Below are 15577 nucleotides of genomic sequence, written 5' to 3'. Positions count from 1 at the left end.
GTACGTCACACTGTCGGGCGACGCGTTCCTCCACCCGTACCAACGCCCAGCACCGATCACCGACGATCCCTGCCGCGGAGTGCTCATGTTCCAGCAGCAACTGGCGCCGCTCGGGAGCCTCACGCTCTCGGCCCTGGTGGCCCTCCTGCCCCTGTTGACCATCTTCGTCCTGCTCGGCGCGCTGCGCTGGAAGGCGCACTGGGCGGCGCTCGCGGCGCTCGCCGTCTCGATCGTCGTGGCCGTCGTCGCCTTCGGGATGCCGGCGCACCTGGCGTTGCTCTCGGCGACCGAGGGAGCGGTCTTCGGCCTCTTCCCGATCATGTGGATCGTCTTCACGGCGATCTGGCTCTACCAGGTCACGGTGGCCAGCGGCCGGTTCGAGGACCTCCGCGCGGCGTTCCACCTGATCTCGGACGACCCGCGGGTGCAGGCGGTGATCATCGCGTTCTGCTTCGGCGGGCTGCTGGAGGCGCTCGCCGGTTCGGGGCCCCGGTGGCGATCACCGGCGTCATGCTGATGGCACTGGGCTTCTCGCCGATCCGGGCCGCCGTCGTCGTGCTGGTGGCGAACACCGCGCCGGTCGCGTTCGGTGCCGTCGGCACCCCGATCATCACCGCGGGCACCCTGACCGGGATCCCGTACGCCGAGATCGGCGCCGTGGTCGGGCACCAGACCCCGGTGCTGGCCTTCGTCGTGCCGCTGCTGCTGGTGTTCCTCGTCGACGGCGTGCGCGGCATGCGGCAGACCTGGCCGGTCGCGCTGGTGATCGGCCTGGCCTTCGCGGTGGCCCAGTGGCTCGCCGCGACCTACCTGTCGGTCGAGCTCACCGACATCGTCGCCGCCCTGACCGGCCTGGTCGCCGGGGTGGTCATGCTGCGGTTCTGGCAGCCGTCCGGCGGGACCGAGGCGATGGAGAAGCTGCGCGGCGAGCGGGCGGACGAGACGCCGTCCGACGCCCCGGACGGTGGCGGCGGCACCGCGCTGGTCACCGAGCAGCGCGCCCTCACCGACCGCGCGGAGGCGCTCACCACCAGCCGGACGCTGATGGCGTTCTTCCCCTACCTGCTGGTCATCGTGGTCTTCTCGATCGCGAAGCTCTGGACACCGGCCAAGAGCCTGCTCAGCGCCTCCGACGTCGGCGTCGCCTGGCCCGGGCTCGACGGGCAGGTCCTCGACGCCACCGGCGAGGCCGTCTCGACCACCACCTACAACTTCCAGTGGCTGTCCTCGCCCGGCTCGCTGCTGCTGCTGTCCGGGATCGTGGTCGCCGTCGTGTACCGGGTCTCCCCGGGCGCGGCCTGGCGCGAGTTCACCGGCACGGCGTACAAGCTGCGGTGGGCCTTCTTCACCGTCGCCACGGTGCTGGCGCTGGCCTACGTGATGAACCTGTCCGGCCAGACGATCACCGTGGGCACCTGGATCGCCGGAACCGGTGCGCTGTTCGCGTTCCTCTCCCCGATCCTGGGCTGGCTCGGCACCGCCGTCACCGGCTCGGACACCTCGGCCAACGCGCTGTTCGCCACCCTGCAGCAGACGGCTGCCCAGCAGGCCGGGCTCGACCCGCACCTGATGGTCGCGGCCAACACCTCCGGCGGCGTCGTCGGGAAGATGATCAGCCCGCAGAACCTCACGATCGCCGCCACCGCGGTGGGGATCGGCGGACGGGAGTCCGAGCTGTTCCGGAGGACGATCGGCTGGAGCGTGGTCCTGCTGCTCGCGCTCTGCGTCCTGATCTTCCTGCAGTCGACGCCGGTGCTGTCCTGGATGGTGCCGACCTTCTGACACGGGACCGGGCACCCGGCGCCGCGGAGCGGCATGCGGAAGGATCTGCCGGGTGCCCGCCGAGATCCGCGTCCTGCCCACCGCCGATCTCGGACGCGACGGGCTGCGACGGCTGCGGGCACTGCTCGACACGGCGTTCGACGACTTCGACGACGACTCGTGGGACCACTCGCTGGGTGGGCTGCACGTCGTCGCCGGGCCGCCGGACGCGCCGGTCGGGCACGCGGCCGTCGTCGGGCGGCGGTTGCTGCACGGCGGCACCGCCCTGCGCGCCGGGTACGTCGAGGCCGTGGCGGTGCACCCGGACGTGCAGGGCCGCGGCCTCGGCGCCCAGCTGATGACGGCGGTCGGACGCCTCGTACGGGGTGGCTACCGGCTCGGGGCGCTCGGGGCGTCCGATCCCGCCGCGCGGCTCTACCGGCGCCTCGGCTGGACCGCCTGGACCGGGCCGCTGTCGGCGCTCACCCCGGACGGCGTCGTCGAGACCCCGGAGGAGCGCGGCGGCGTGTACGTGCTGCCGGTCGACGTCGTGCTGGACCCCGCACGGGCGCTGACCTGTGACTGGCGCGACGGCGAGCTCTGGTGACCGGCCGTCCGGGGGCGTCGTCGCCGGAGTGACCGAGCCGGTTCATCCGCAGGACAGGTCCACGACGGGTGCTGGCCACCCGAGGGGACTGGAGTTCCCCTGTGCAACTGGCGGTCCTCGATCTCGCGGGCACGACGATGGCCGACGACGGCCTGGTGCTCGCCGCGTTCCGTGCCGGGCTGCGCGCGGCCCGGGTCCGGGTGGACGGTCCGTGCTACCCGGCGCTGGACCGGCAGGCCCGCGCGACGATGGACCGGCCGGCGCTCACCGTGTTCGGCGAGCTGCTCGACGGCGACATGTACCGCGCCCGGCGTGCGCACACGGCGTTCGCCGAGTACCTCGCCGCCGCCGCCGACGACGGCCGGGTCCGGCCGGTCGACGGCGCCCCGGAGGCGCTCGACGCGCTGCGTGACGCCGGCATGCGGGTGGCGCTGACGTGCGGGTTCGACCCGGTCCTGCGGGACCGGCTGGTCGAGGCGCTGGACTTCACGTCCCGCGCCGACGTGATGCTGTCCCCGGCCGACGTCGACGGGCGCGGCCTGCCCGAGCCCGACCTGCTGCACGCCGCGGCGAAGCGGACCGGCGCCGAACCGTCCCGGGCGGCCGTCGCCGGCGACGCCACCGCGGGCATCGACGCCGCGGTCCGGGCGGGGGCCGGTCTCGCGATCGGGGTGCGTGGGGGAGCGCACGGCGAGCCCCGGCTGCGCGCGGCCGGCGCCGACGCCGTCATCGACTCGGTCGCGGACCTGCCCGCGCTGCTCGGCCTGCCCAGCTGAGCCCGGCCTGGCGCCCTCCGCGGCCGCGGAGGAGGGTGTCGCCCATGACGACGGTCCTGGTGATCGGGTTCGACCCGCGGACGATCCCCGGGTACGACCCCACCCCGGTGCTCGCCGGGCTGGAGCGTGGCCGGGCCCGCTTCCACGAGCTGGGCCTGGACGCCCACGAGTGCCTGGTGGACCCCGCCGACGGCGCCGTCGAGGCGATCACCGCGGCGCTGACCGCCCGCCGGTACGACTGCGTCGTCGTCGGGGGCGGGCTCCGGTCGTCGCCCGAACACCTGCGCCAGTTCGAGGAGGTCGTCAACCTCGTCCGGGTGCACGCGCCCGCCGCCGAGATCGCCTTCAACACCGCGCCGGACGACTGCGCCGACGCGGTGCGCCGCCGGATCCCCTGACCCGGCGCCGGCGAGGCGCTACGGTCGATCACGATGAGGATCGCCGACGAGGTGTCCCGGGCCCTGGCCGCCGGGCGGCCGGTGCTGGCCTGCGAGTCCACGATCGTCACCCACGGCCTCCCGCGGCCGCGGAACCTCGGCGTCGCGCGCGACGCCGAGGACCTGGTCCGCTCGCTGGGTGCCGTCCCGGCGACGATCGGCGTGGTCGCCGGCGAGGTCGTCGTCGGGCTGACCGGCGACGAGCTGGAGCGGCTCGCGTCCGATCCGGACGTGGCGAAGCTCAGCGCCCGCGACCTCCCGGTGGCCGCGGCCACCGGGGTCTCCGGCGGGACGACCGTCGCGGCGACCGCGCACGTCGCCCACCGGGCCGGGATCCGGGTGTTCGCCACCGGCGGTCTCGGCGGGGTGCACCGTGGCGCGGCGTCGACGTTCGACGAGTCCGCCGACCTCCCGGCGCTGGCCCGGCTGCCGATCGTCGTCGTGAGTGCCGGGGTGAAGTCGGTGCTCGACGTCCCCGCGACCCTGGAACGGCTGGAGACCCTCGGGATCTCGGTCGCCGGGTACCGGACGCACGCCTTCCCCGGGTTCTACGTCGCCGACTCCGGGTACGCGGTGCCGCAGCGCGTCGAGTCGCCGGAGCAGGTCGCGGTGGCCTGGCGGGCGGCACGCGGTCTCGGCCTGGGGTCCGCGCTGCTGGTGGCCAACCCGGTCCCGGCCGCCGAGCAGCTGCCCCCGGCCGAGCACGACGCCGCGCTGACCGCCGCGCTGGCGGCTCTCGACGACGCCGGGATCACCGGCCAGGACGCGACCCCGTTCCTGCTGCAACGGGTCCGCGACGCGACCGGTGACCGCAGCCTGGAGGTCAACGTGGCGGTCTACCGCAACAACATGGCGCTCGGGGCCCGGATCGCGGCGGCCCTGGCCGGGCCGGCCGGACCCGCGGCGGTCACACCACCGGTGTGACCGCCCGCAACGCCTCCGACGACCGGACCGCGGCCGTCAGGTCCGCCAGTGCCCGGCCGTGCGCCGCAGCCAGCTCCGCCGACTCCGGCGTGAGGGTGTTCCGGTCGACGTAGCCGGAGTGGTCGAGGTAGAGCCCGGGGGAGAGGACCTGCACCGCGAAGAACCCGGCGAGTACCGAGCGCAGGTCGTCGACGGCGAGGAAGTGGTGCCCGCTCGCCCCGGTCAGCACGACGGCGGCGGCCTTGCCCTGCAGCGGCGCGGTCTTCTCGCCCCACTTCCCGCGCTCGGTGGCCTCCAGCAGCGCCCGCAGCGACGCGGTGTGCCCGGCCCGGTAGACCGGGCTGCCGAACACGACGGCGTCGGCGTCGGCGAACGCGGCGGTGACCTCGTCGTGCGAGGTCTCCGAGAGCTCGATCAGCCGGGTGCTGTCGCCCGCCTTCTCGGCGCCGGCGAGGAGTCCGGCGACGGCGGTGGCCGTCCGTCCGCCCGGTTCCGGCCCGGCGACGACGCCGATGATGGTGCTCACGAGCTCTCCTTCGGGGTCAGGTGGTAGCCGCCGCGGAAGAACAGCAGCGGCAGCCGCGCGACGTCGGCGCCGAGCGCGTCGACCCGGGCGGCGACGATGGTGTGGTCACCGCCGTCGTACTCGTTCCAGAGGGTGCAGTCGACCCAGGCGCCGACGCCGTCGAGCACCGGCGCGCCGGACGGGGCGGGTGTCCACGAGACCCCGGCGAACTTGTCGACGCCCGAGCGCGCGAACCCGGCGCTGTGGTGCTCGTGGTCGGCAGCCAGGACGTTGACGCAGAACCGCCCGATCTCGCGGATCCGCGGCCAGGTCGACGATCCCCGCGCGGGGGAGAAGCTCACCAGCGGTGGCTCCAGCGACAGCGAGGAGAACGACTGGCAGGTGAAACCGATCGGCCCGTCCGGTCCGTGGGAGGTGACGACCACGACCCCCGAGGCGAACGCGCCGAGCGTGTCGCGCATGGCCTCCGGGGTGACCGGGCCGGGGACGGACGTGGTGTGGGCCGTGGATCCGGACATGTCCTCGACCCTAGGCGCGCCACGCCGGTCGGGCCAGCGATCACGGTCACGCGTCCCACGCCGTGCGACGGCGGGCCCGGTGTCGGGGCGATGTCGGGGCGATCTCCCGGGGCGCCCGGACCGCCCGGGCGATGATCATGTAGAACTCTCCCCTGCCGCACTCCGAACTCGTGGGGAGCCCCGGGGTGCGCTGACGACGACGGCCGTGCGGAGCGATGCTCCGCACGGCCGTCGTCCGTCGTGCGTGGTAGGAGAGGAGTGCCCGCCTCAGCTGGCGTAGGCGCGCAGCTTGTCGGCCCGCTCGCCGACCCGCAGCTTCGCCATGACCTCGCGCTCGATCTGGCGCACCCGCTCCCGGGAGAGCGTGAAGGCGCGGCCGATCTGGTCGAGCGTGCGGGGCTGGCCGTCGTCGAGGCCGAACCGCATGCGGATGACCTTCTGCTCCCGGTCCTCCAGGGTGGCGAGCACCCGGCGGAGGTCGTCGCTCAGCAGGCTGGAGATCACCGTGTTCTCGGCGTCGGTGGCCTCGGCGTCCTCGATGAAGTCGCCGAGCGGCGCTTCCTCCTCGGACCCGACGGGCATGTCCAGGCTCACCGGGTCACGCGCGTGGTCCAGCAGGTCGGAGATCTTGTGCTCCGGGATGCCGGACTCCTGGGCGAGCTCCGCCTCGCTGGGCTCGCGGCCCTGCCGCTGGTGCATGTCGCGCTTGATCCGGGCGAGCTTGTTGACCTGTTCCACCAGGTGCACGGGCAGCCTGATGGTGCGGGCCTGGTCGGCCATCCCGCGGGTGATCGCCTGCCGGATCCACCAGGTGGCGTACGTCGAGAACTTGAAGCCCTTGGTGTAGTCGAACTTCTCCACCGCGCGGATCAGGCCCAGGTTGCCCTCCTGGATCAGGTCCAGCAGCGGCATGCCGCGCCCGGTGTAGCGCTTGGCGAGCGAGACGACCAGCCGGAGGTTGGCCTCCAGCAGGTGGTTCTTGGCCAGTGCACCGTCCCGGACGACCGCCCGCAGGTCCCGCCGGTACTGCGGGTCGAGGGACTCGAGGGTCCCCTCGGCGGTCGCGGTGTCGAGGCGGTGCTGGGCGAAGATGCCGGCCTCGATCCGCTTGGCGAGGTCGACCTCCTCGGCGGCCGTGAGGAGCGCGGTGCGGCCGATGCCGTTGAGGTACACGCGGACGAGGTCCGCGGCCGGGCTCTGCGCGTCGAGATCCTCGGCCAGCGCGGCGCTCGCACCGGGTACGGTGGTCTCCAGCGCGGTGTCCTGTGCGGTCGCCCGTGCCCGGGAACTCGACGCGACCCTGGGAGCGGTCTTCTTCGCGGCGGCGCGGGTGGGCGCCTCCGTCGTACGGCGGGGGCCGGGAACGGCCGTGGTCTCGGCCGAGGTCGCGGCCGGAGCGGTCGTGGTCACCGTCATGTGCATTTCCTCCCCTGCTCGGGCGCGACGAACGACGGATGGGGCTCGTCGCATCGCCCTACACCGGGTCCAACGCACCCCGTGACGGGATCGTTCCCGCGACGCGGCCCCCGCGGCCGGGAAAATCGCCGCGGGGGCCGTGTCGTCGATCACATCGTGTTGCGGATCTCTCAGGATCCTCTTAGGGAGCGGGCACCCGCGGCGTGTCGCGGGGATCGGCCACGGCGCGGACGCTGCTGCGCCGGCGCGAGCCCTTGCCCGTTCCGCCCGCCTTCGCGCGCGCACCCGGGACGGAGTGCGAGTAGACGGACTCCATCAGCACCGGCCACTCCTGACGCAGTGCGTCGCGCCCCATGAACAGCCCGAGGTGGCCGGCCGACGCCGTCCGGTAGGTGACGTCCTTCGCCGGCGTGCTCACCTTCTCCGCGGCCGGGAACAGCTGCGGCGCCGGGGTGATGTGGTCGGTGGAGCCCGCGAGCAGCAGCAGCGGGCAGTCGATCGCCGCCATGTCGACCGTGCGGCCGTCGACCTGCAGCGTGCCGTCGATCAGGCGGTTCTTCCAGAACAGGTTCTCCACCAGCTAGAGGTAGAACGCCCCGGGGATGTCCTGGGTGTACTTGAACCAGTCCTCGAACACCCGGTAGCGCTCGACGTGCGTGGCGTCGTCGATGTTCTCCAGCAGCTGGAGCTGCCGGGAGACCTCGGACTGGGGCTGGATCGAGATGAAGTTGGACAGCACCGCCGAACCGGGCATGTTGCCCCCACCCGCGGCGACCAGCGCCTTGTACGGGGCCATGCCCATCGATCCGGCCATCAGCTTCGTGGAGGCGGAGATGATCGACTCGCCGGCGTGGAAGTCGATCGGTGCGCCGGCCAGGGTCAGGGTGTTGACCCGCTCTGGGTGCAGGGCCGCGTAGATCGTGGCCAGCCACCCGCCCTGACAGTCGCCGACCAGGTTCGCCCTCCCGCCCATCCGGCGGATCGAACGGTCGATCACCTCGAGGTAGTCGGTGATCGTGACGTTCTTCGTCGCGGTCGTCGCGGGGCGCCAGTCCAGCGCGTAGAGCTTCGTCAGGCCCGCCGCCCGGATCATCGCCAGCTGGCTCTGCTGCGGCGAGTAGTCGATGACGGTCGAGGAGTGCCCGGCCTGCGGCGGCAGCACGAGGGTGGGCACCACGTCGTCGTCGCGGTGCTCGGCGGCGGTGAAGTCGCGCAGCAGCGCGAACGGGGTGGACAGCGCCACCTCGTTGGCCAGGTGCCAGGCCGGCTCGCGGCGGTCGGCCATCGCCGAGAGCCAGAGCAAGGAGCGACGGGCGGCGTCACCGGGCTTGGCGATCCGCTGCACGGCGTCGATCCAGTACGCGCCCGTGGCGCGACCGACCTCCGTCACCACCTTGGTCAGGTTGCGGGCGTTGTACGAGATCAGGAAGCGCAACGGGTCGACGTGTCCCGCCGGGGCGGTCTCCGTCCCGCCGGTGGCGGGGACGGCACGCGGGCCGTGATCGGTCGCCGCGGTGGTGCGCTGGCTGGTCGCCGTGCTCATGGGCCTCTCCCATCAACTCTGATGCCCGGGGCCTGTCCGGGTTACCGAACGGTAAAACGCGTTCGGTATGTCAAGCAACTCAGGGACTACTCGTCGGTAGTGCTTGCTACATCAAGCGCAGGTGAGGGGGGTCTCAGCGTGACGCGGCCGGACAGGGGCTGCCTACCGGTGAGTACCCCGTCACGATGGGCGACATCTTCGCGCCACCCCCTCGGGGGATCCGCGCGACGAGGCACGGACACCACCGGCCGATCTGGAGTGAGACGACAGTGACGACGCAGCCCGCAGCCCGGAACGAGACCGACACGACCGGCGGGGCGGCCGAACGGGCCGGGGACGCCACCGAGGTGCTGCGACGGCAGGCGGCGGGCCTCGTGCGCGACCTGCGCGAGCTGGCCGATCCCGAGGGTCTGCGGGCCAAGGTCGACCCGGTCGGATTCGGCGGTGCGCTCGGCGAGGCCGCGAAGTCCCTCGCGGGCAGCCCCGGCGCGGTGCTGCGGGCGGGCTTCGGCTTCGGCGTCGACTCGGCGAAGGCGGTCGCGGCGGCGGCCTCGCGCGCCGTCGGCGGCACGACCAACGGGCCGGCGTCGCTGCCCGAGAAGGACAAGCGCTACGCCGACCCGGCCTGGGAGGGCAACGCCTGGTACTACCTGGCCCGTCAGGAGCACGCGCTGCTCGCGGACCGGCTGACCGAGCTGTCGAAGGCCGCCCGGGTCTCGCCGGTCGCGCGCCGCAAGCTGGACTGGCTGGTCGGGCAGACCGTCGAGGCGCTCGCGCCGTCGAACGCGGTCGTCACCAACCCGGCCTGGCCGAAGAAGATCGTCGAGACCGGCGGCCTGAACGTCGTGCGCGGTGCCCGGAACATGCTCCGCGACACCGTGCAGAACCGGGGGATGCCGCGCCAGGTCACGCCGGGGCAGTACGTCGTGGGCAAGGACCTCGCCGTCACGCCGGGGCACGTGGTCTTCCGCAACCGGCTGATCGAGCTGATCCAGTACGAGCCGCAGACCGAGAAGGTCCACGAGACCCCGCTGCTGATGAGCCCGCCGTGGATCAACAAGTACTACATCATGGATCTCGCGCCGGGTAAGTCGCTGGTCGAGTGGGCGGTGCAGCACGGTCACACCGTCTTCATGATCAGCTACCGGAACCCGGACTCGGCACTCGCCGACCTGACGATGAGCGACTACCTGCGCGAGGGCCCGATCGCGGCCATCGACGTCGTCCGGGAGATCACCGGCAAGGACAAGATCAACGTCGCCGGGCTGTGCCTGGGCGGTGCCCTGTCCGCGGCGACCGTCGCCTGGCTCGAGGCGCGGGGCACCCAGTACGTCAACTCGCTGACGCTGATGAACACGCTGCTCGACTACACCGGCCCGGGGCAGCTCGGGGTCTTCACCGACGAGCAGACGGTGAACCGGCTCGAGCGGTCGATGCGCAAGGACGGCTACCTGCCCGCGGCGAGCATGAAGACGACCTTCGACCTGCTCCGCGCGACCGACCTGGTGTGGAACTACGTCGTCAACGACTGGATGCTCGGCGAGGACCCGAAGCCGTTCGACATGCTGAGCTGGAACGCCGACTCGACGCGGATGCCGGCCGCGATGCAGACCGAGTACCTGCGCACGCTGTACCTGGAGAACCGGTTCGCCGAGGGCAAGCTGGAGCTCGCGGGGGAGCGGCTCGACATCGCCGACGTCCGCCCGGACAGCTACGTCATCACCGCGGAGTCCGACCACATCGCACCCTGGCGCTCGGTCTACACCGGCGCGGCGAAGATCGGCGGCACGGTGCGCTTCGTCCTGTCCAACTCCGGCCACATCGCCGGGGTCGTGAACCCGCCGTCGCCGAAGTCGCGGCACTGGTTCGGCGAGTCCGACGACCTGCCGGCCTCGCCCGACGACTGGCGCGACGACGCCGGCGAGCGCAAGGCGTCGTGGTGGGAGGACTGGACCCCGTGGATCGCGGAGCGGGCGGGCAAGGAGGTCCCGGCGCCGAAGAAGGTCGGCTCCGACGCCCATCCGCCGCTCGAGCCGTCGCCGGGACGCTACGTCCTCACCGGCTGAGGAAACCCCGCTCCCGACACTCCGTCCACTGTGGTGCGTCACGGGCGGTGCGTGCGCGGCGGCCGCGCAACGGGGACAATGCGCGACCATGGACCGCGTACGCATCCCGTCCGCGCGCCGGCGACCGCCGCGCGGACCGTGCCCGGGCACTGCCGGGTGTCCGACCGGGGTCGCCCGGTGAGCCGCGCGCAGCAGGAGGACCGCCGTCGCGGGTCCGACGGGTCGAGCGCCGCCTCGGCCGCACAGCGGCTGCGCGGCGCCGGTGCACAGGCCGCCGAGGCCGCGGAGGACGCCTGGAGCGCGCAGGTCAACGCGCTGGGCGGCTTCATCCGCGCCCAGCGCCAGATGGCGAAGCTCTCGCTGCGCGAGATGGCCGCGATGACGAAGGTGTCCAACGCCTACCTGAGCCAGGTGGAACGCGGGCTGCACCAGCCGTCGCTGAAGGTGTTGCGCTCGATCGCCGACGCGCTGCACCTCGACACCGACCAGATGCTGAGCCGGGCGGGCTGGTCGTTCCGCGACGACGACGCCGACCCGCCCGCGGCCGCGACGCCGGATCCCGGGCGGGACCGGGCCGTCCCGGACGTCGAGGCGGCGGTGGCGGCCGACCGGCGGCTGTCCGACGAGCAGAAGGCGGCCCTGCTGGGCGTGTACCGGAGCTTCGTCGAGCGGGACTGAGCAGGGATGCTTGACATACTTAACGGTGCTGCGTAGTTTTCTTGGCATGACGGGCGTGCCCCCGCGTCCCGTCCGCCACGAGACCTTTCCCGGGAGGGAGCCACGATGACCGCCTCCACCGAGCAGTTCGTCGACATCGCGAAGCGGGGCCAGGACCTGGTCACCGAGTCGGTCCGCAACTGGACCGAGACCGTGCAGGGCTTCGGCAGGCAGTTCGCCGACGGCGGCCGCCCGCAGCTGCCCGACGCCGGTGTCGCCGTCGACCGCGTCTTCGACTTCTACGAGCAGGTGCTGGGCCACCAGCGCGAGCTCGCCAGGACCGTCGTCGGGGCCGGGTCCTCGGTCGTCGACCAGTTCACCGAGCAGGCGACGAAGGCCGCCGAGGCCGTGACCGAGGAGACTGCGCCGAAGGCCGCGCGCAGCCCGCGCTCCACCACGAAGTGATCCCCGCCGGCACCGGCCGGCCACGCACACGGACGTCCCCCTCCCCGGAGCCGGGACTCCGCCCCACGGCCCCCGCCACGGCGGGGGCCGTGTCGCGTCCGGCCGCTGCCGGCGTGAACAGCGGGTGACAGGACCTCCGGCCGCTGGCCGCCCCGGCCCCGCGCGCCCGATCATGGGGCCATGAGCAGCCCCGACCGTCCCCGCCGGATCGCCGTCGCCTGCCAGGGCGGGGGCAGCCACACGGCCTTCACCGCGGGTGTCCTGGCCCGGCTGCTGCGCTCGCCCGCCCTCGACGACACCGAGATCGTCGGGCTCTCCGGGACGTCGGGCGGAGCGATCTGCGCCCTCGTCGCGTGGGACCGGCTGCGCGGCGGGCAGGGCCCGGGGGAGCGCGCCTCCGCGGCACGGGCGCTCGAGGAGTTCTGGGCCGACAACGCCGCCCGGTCACCGCTGGCGCGGCTGCAGAACGCGGGCGTCGTCTGGGCGGGGGCGCTGCAGGGGATCGGGCTGCTGCCGGCGTCGACGCCGTACCTGGTGCCGCGCCCGCTCGACGGCACCCGCCAGTTCCTCGACCTGCTCGGCCGGCACGTCGACCTCGCCGCGATCACCCCGGACCCGGACGGGCGGGAGCCGCTGCTGCTGCTCGGCGCCGTCGACGTGCTGACCGGGGAGTTCCGTGCGTTCTCCAGCCGCACCGACCGGATCACCGACCGGTCGGTCCTGGCCTCGGCCGCGATCCCGACGCTGTTCCGCGCCGTGCACACCCACGGCGGGGTCTACTGGGACGGCCTGTTCTCGCAGAACCCGCCGGTCCGTGACCTGCTCGACACCGATCCCGACGAGCTGTGGGTCGTGCAGATCAACCCGTCCGCGATCGGGTCCGAGCCACGGACGCCGATCGAGATCGCCGACCGCCGCAACGCGCTGGCCGGGAACCTCTCGCTGAACCAGGAGCTCGGGTTCGTCGAGACGATCGACCGGCTGCTGGCCGAGGGCTCGCTGACACCGGAGGCGGGCTACCGGCACGTCACCGTGCGGGTGCTGGAGATGCCGCCGTCGGTGCTCGCGTCGCGGGTGATCGGGTCGGCGTCGAAGCTCAACCGCGACGCGTCGTTCCTGGCCGGCCTCCAGGCGAGCGGCGCGACGGCGGCCGACCGGTTCCTCGGGGCGCTGGCCGTGGAGCGGGCTGTGCTGGAGGGGGACGTCAGCGCGTTCCGGGCGGCGGTCGTGCCGGAGGCGGTCCTGTACTCGACGGCGCCGTTCCGCGAGCGCGACCCCGGCGGGGTGCCGCTGCGCGAGCACGCCGACCGGCTCCTCGACGGCGAGTTCACCGTCGACCCGGCACGCAAGCAGGTCACCCGGGACGCCGCGGTGTGGGACGTCCGGGTCACCCGGGCCGGGGACCCGGCCGGCGCGGTGCCCGGCCGCGTCGAGGCCGAGCTCGACGACGACGGCCGGATCACCACCCTGCGGCTCGGGCCGGGCGACTGATCAGAACGGGATCAGCGGCACGACCACCAGCCGGACGACGAACACGAGCACGAACACGATCAGGACCGAGAGGTCCAGACCGACGTTCCCCATCCGCACGGGCTGCACGAGCCGGCGGACCGGCGCCACGACCGGCTCGGTGATCCCGTGCGTGATCCGGCGGGCGGTGTCGAGCACGGCGCCGCCCCGGCCCGACCCGAGCACCTCGATCCAGTCGACGATCACCCGGGCGACCAGCACGAACTGGAACAACCCCAGTACGAGGCCGAGCAATGAAGCGATCACGATTCCCCAGCTCCTCTCCGCTACTGCCCCGATCGTCCCGTTCGGAGCTGAGAATCCGATGAGAGGACCGGAAGGATCAGACCTCGACCAGCACGGTGAAGGGGCCGTCGTTGACCGACTCGACGGCCATGTCCGCACCGAACTCACCGGTCTCGACGGTCGCGCCGCGCCCGCGCAGCGCCGCGACGACGGCGTCGACGACGGGTGCGGCGTCCTCCGGCCGGGCCGCCGCGGACCACGACGGACGGCGCCCCTTGCGGGTCTCGCCGTGCAGGGTGAACTGGCTGACCACCAGCAGCGGGGCGCCGGAGTCGGCGCAGGAGCGTTCGTCGCGCAGGATCCGCAGCTCGTGCAGCTTGCGGGCCATCGTCGCGGGCCGGGTGGCGTCGCCGACGTCGTCGCGGTGCACCCCGAGCAGGACCAGCAGGCCCGGGCCGATCGCCCCGGACACCCGCAGCGGCTCGTCGCCGTCGTCGCAGACCGTCACCGAGGCCCGGCGGACCCGGGCGACCACGGCCTTCATCCGACGGGCCCCGCGGGGGTCGTCGACGCCGCACCGGACGCCACCGGGTGCGGCCAACCGCCGACCGGGACCAGCAGGCCGTGCCGCACGAACTCGCGCACCGCGGGCAGCGTGGCCCCGGCCAGCGCATCGTACGGGCGGTCGTGCGCGAACGACAGCAGCGCCAGCAGCTCCGAGAGGGGGAGCTCGCCCCGGCACCCGGCGAGCAGGGCCGCGGCCGGGCCGTCCACCGGGTGCTCCCAGCCGGGGCCGCCCCAGCGGCGCACGGTCGTCGACAGCTCGGCCCAGCCACCGTCCGGGTCCACCGACGACGCCGACTCCAGCACCGTCTCCGGGGCGAGGAGCAGCGTCGCGCCGAGCAGGTCCTCGTCGCGGGGGTGCGCGCGGAGCCAGTCGATCCGGTCCAGCCAGCCGGTCATCTCCCGTCCGAGCCCCTCGCCGAGCTCGCCGGGCAGGTCCTCGACCACCACGGTGGGCTCGGCGTCGGTCCGGCGCAGCAGCAGGAACCCGAACCCGACGCCCTCGACACGCTCGGCGGCCATCCAGTCCAGCCAGGCCGTGGCCTGCTCGCGGGCGGCCCGCGACGACGGCACCAGCCCGGCGTCGCGCTGCCAGGTGCCGACGTGCATCCCCGGGTCGACGACCTCGCGCTGCAGGACCCAGGCGTCGACGCCCGGGGGCAGCCACGACCGCACCCGGTCCGGCCAGTCCTCGCCGCGCACGTGCAGCCAGGAGCCGAGCAGCTGGGCGACACCGCCGGGGTTGAGCAGCCCGGGCAGCTCCCCGAGCAGCGCGGCCAGCGCGGAGTCCCCGGCCTGCCCGGAGTCGCGGTAGACGTAGTCGACCCGCGGCGGGCCGGGCACGAACGGCGGGTTCGACACGACCTGGTCGAACCGCTCACCGGCCACCGGGGAGAACCAGGGCCCCTCGCGGAGGTCGACGTCGACGCCGGAGAGACCGCAGGACAGACGGGCCAGCGCCAGCGCCCGCGGCAGCACGTCGGTGGCCGTGACCCGCAGCGCGTGGCGGGACCCGTGCAGGGCCTGCACCCCGCAGCCGGTGCCGAGGTCGAGCAGCGAGCCGACCGGGCGGCGCACGGTGGCCGCGGCCAGCGACAGCGACGCGCCGCCGACGCCGGTGACGTGCTCGCGGTCCTGCCGGGCGGCGGGGGAGTCGAGGTCGGACACGACCCACCAGTCGGCGCCGGGCTCGCCGGCGTCGCCCGGCCCCTCGCCGTAGGGCCGGACGTCCAGGGCTGCCCGGATGCCGTCCGGGGTGCGGCGCACGATCCGTCCCTCGAGCAGCGGGTCCAGGTCACCGAGCGCGGCCGTCACCGCGGGCTCGGGCTCGACGTCCTCCAGCAGGAACAGCCGGACCAGGGTGCCGAGCTCGCCGCCGTCGCGGCTGGCCCGGGCGGCCGGCTCCGGCTCGCCGCGGGTCAGCGCGTCGTGCGCCGAGCGCCCGAGCAGGGCGCGGACGCCGTCCGGGGTGTAGCCGGCCTCCAGCAGGCAGGCGCGGACCCGCTCGGTACGGCCGGGGTCGAGATGGGGGAGCACACCGCCATTGTCGCGTGCCATCCTTT

The 15577-nt window shown here is 73.7% G+C and carries 14 protein-coding genes and 2 pseudogenes; 9 read left to right on the top strand and 7 right to left on the bottom strand.

Annotation, left to right across the window (positions count from 1 at the left end; translation table 11 throughout):
* Positions 1-85: 85 nt before the first annotated feature.
* The 5 genes and pseudogenes from AD017_RS01965 (at position 86) to AD017_RS01945 (ending at position 4505) form a co-directional block, all read left to right on the top strand.
* A pseudogene (locus AD017_RS01965) lies at positions 86-1782 on the top strand (L-lactate permease).
* Between the two features lie 52 nt (positions 1783-1834).
* Positions 1835-2368 (top strand): GNAT family N-acetyltransferase, encoded by a 534-nt coding sequence (locus tag AD017_RS01960; RefSeq protein ID WP_010224433.1) that lies wholly within the window; start codon positions 1835-1837, stop codon positions 2366-2368.
* Between the two features lie 101 nt (positions 2369-2469).
* Positions 2470-3144: an HAD family hydrolase gene (locus tag AD017_RS01955; RefSeq protein WP_060572508.1), complete on the top strand. Its 675-nt coding sequence runs from the start codon at positions 2470-2472 to the stop codon at positions 3142-3144.
* 44 nt (positions 3145-3188) lie between these two features.
* On the top strand, positions 3189-3542 hold the full coding sequence (locus AD017_RS01950) for a hypothetical protein (protein ID WP_060572506.1): 354 nt from the start codon (positions 3189-3191) through the stop codon (positions 3540-3542).
* Between the two features lie 33 nt (positions 3543-3575).
* Complete coding sequence (locus tag AD017_RS01945; RefSeq protein WP_060572504.1) at positions 3576-4505, top strand: pseudouridine-5'-phosphate glycosidase; 930 nt, start codon at positions 3576-3578, stop codon at positions 4503-4505.
* On the opposite strand, the gene AD017_RS01940 is transcribed toward AD017_RS01945, so the two are convergent.
* From AD017_RS01940 to AD017_RS35965, 4 genes and pseudogenes are all read right to left on the bottom strand, one after another.
* Positions 4489-5031: an NAD(P)H-dependent oxidoreductase gene (locus AD017_RS01940; protein ID WP_010228435.1), complete on the bottom strand. Its 543-nt coding sequence runs from the start codon at positions 5029-5031 to the stop codon at positions 4489-4491. The genes AD017_RS01945 and AD017_RS01940 overlap by 17 nt on opposite strands.
* Positions 5028-5549 carry a flavin reductase family protein gene (locus AD017_RS01935; RefSeq protein ID WP_010228433.1) on the bottom strand — a complete coding sequence of 174 codons (522 nt, stop codon included), beginning with the start codon at positions 5547-5549 and terminating at the stop codon, positions 5028-5030. Before AD017_RS01935 ends, AD017_RS01940 begins: the two co-directional genes overlap by 4 nt.
* A gap of 267 nt (positions 5550-5816) precedes the next feature.
* Positions 5817-6971, bottom strand: a complete 1155-nt coding sequence (locus AD017_RS01930; RefSeq protein ID WP_227012635.1) for a sigma-70 family RNA polymerase sigma factor — start codon at positions 6969-6971, stop codon at positions 5817-5819.
* A gap of 175 nt (positions 6972-7146) precedes the next feature.
* Positions 7147-8250, bottom strand: a pseudogene (locus AD017_RS35965) (alpha/beta fold hydrolase).
* Positions 8251-8777: 527 nt separating this feature from the next.
* Between AD017_RS35965 and AD017_RS01915 the strand changes: the two are divergent.
* The 4 genes from AD017_RS01915 (at position 8778) to AD017_RS01900 (ending at position 13187) form a co-directional block, all read left to right on the top strand.
* The gene (locus AD017_RS01915) at positions 8778-10574 is read left to right on the top strand and encodes an alpha/beta hydrolase (protein WP_010228427.1); all 1797 of its coding nucleotides are present in this window, start codon (positions 8778-8780) and stop codon (positions 10572-10574) included.
* Positions 10575-10751: 177 nt separating this feature from the next.
* Positions 10752-11252 carry a helix-turn-helix domain-containing protein gene (locus tag AD017_RS01910; protein WP_010228426.1) on the top strand — a complete coding sequence of 167 codons (501 nt, stop codon included), beginning with the start codon at positions 10752-10754 and terminating at the stop codon, positions 11250-11252.
* Between the two features lie 105 nt (positions 11253-11357).
* The gene (locus AD017_RS01905; RefSeq protein WP_010228424.1) at positions 11358-11696 is read left to right on the top strand and encodes a hypothetical protein; all 339 of its coding nucleotides are present in this window, start codon (positions 11358-11360) and stop codon (positions 11694-11696) included.
* Positions 11697-11876: 180 nt separating this feature from the next.
* Positions 11877-13187, top strand: a complete 1311-nt coding sequence (locus AD017_RS01900; RefSeq protein ID WP_145982626.1) for a patatin-like phospholipase family protein — start codon at positions 11877-11879, stop codon at positions 13185-13187.
* Here AD017_RS01900 and AD017_RS01895 read toward each other — a convergent pair whose 3' ends face one another.
* The 3 genes from AD017_RS01895 to AD017_RS01885 form a co-directional block, all read right to left on the bottom strand.
* Entirely contained in the window at positions 13188-13472 is a 285-nt protein-coding gene (locus AD017_RS01895; protein ID WP_075301330.1) for a YggT family protein, read from the bottom strand.
* Between the two features lie 76 nt (positions 13473-13548).
* Positions 13549-13995 (bottom strand): D-aminoacyl-tRNA deacylase, encoded by a 447-nt coding sequence (gene dtd, locus AD017_RS01890; protein ID WP_060576182.1) that lies wholly within the window; start codon positions 13993-13995, stop codon positions 13549-13551.
* The gene (locus tag AD017_RS01885) at positions 13992-15572 is read right to left on the bottom strand and encodes a methyltransferase (RefSeq protein ID WP_060572498.1); all 1581 of its coding nucleotides are present in this window, start codon (positions 15570-15572) and stop codon (positions 13992-13994) included. The genes dtd and AD017_RS01885 overlap by 4 nt, the downstream gene beginning before the upstream one ends.
* Positions 15573-15577: the final 5 nt, after the last annotated feature.

Origin of the sequence: Pseudonocardia sp. EC080619-01 (genome assembly GCF_001420995.1) — a bacterium.
Classification (GTDB): domain Bacteria; phylum Actinomycetota; class Actinomycetes; order Mycobacteriales; family Pseudonocardiaceae; genus Pseudonocardia.
The sequence above is the reverse complement of the archived record's forward strand: the minus strand, read 5'-3'. Positions and strand labels throughout refer to the sequence as shown.

Excerpts from the sequence above, each read along its gene's own strand:
- AD017_RS01950 (WP_060572506.1), top strand. The coding sequence starts at position 3,189 with ATGACGACGGTCCTGGTGATCGGGTTCGACCCGCGGACGATCCCCGGG.
- AD017_RS01945 (WP_060572504.1), top strand. The coding sequence starts at position 3,576 with ATGAGGATCGCCGACGAGGTGTCCCGGGCCCTGGCCGCCGGGCGGCCG.
- AD017_RS01935 (WP_010228433.1), bottom strand. The coding sequence starts at position 5,549 with ATGTCCGGATCCACGGCCCACACCACGTCCGTCCCCGGCCCGGTCACC.
- AD017_RS01930 (WP_227012635.1), bottom strand. The coding sequence starts at position 6,971 with ATGCACATGACGGTGACCACGACCGCTCCGGCCGCGACCTCGGCCGAG.
- AD017_RS01905 (WP_010228424.1), top strand. The coding sequence starts at position 11,358 with ATGACCGCCTCCACCGAGCAGTTCGTCGACATCGCGAAGCGGGGCCAG.
- AD017_RS01900 (WP_145982626.1), top strand. The coding sequence starts at position 11,877 with ATGAGCAGCCCCGACCGTCCCCGCCGGATCGCCGTCGCCTGCCAGGGC.
- dtd (WP_060576182.1), bottom strand. The coding sequence starts at position 13,995 with ATGAAGGCCGTGGTCGCCCGGGTCCGCCGGGCCTCGGTGACGGTCTGC.
- AD017_RS01885 (WP_060572498.1), bottom strand. The coding sequence starts at position 15,572 with ATGGCACGCGACAATGGCGGTGTGCTCCCCCATCTCGACCCCGGCCGT.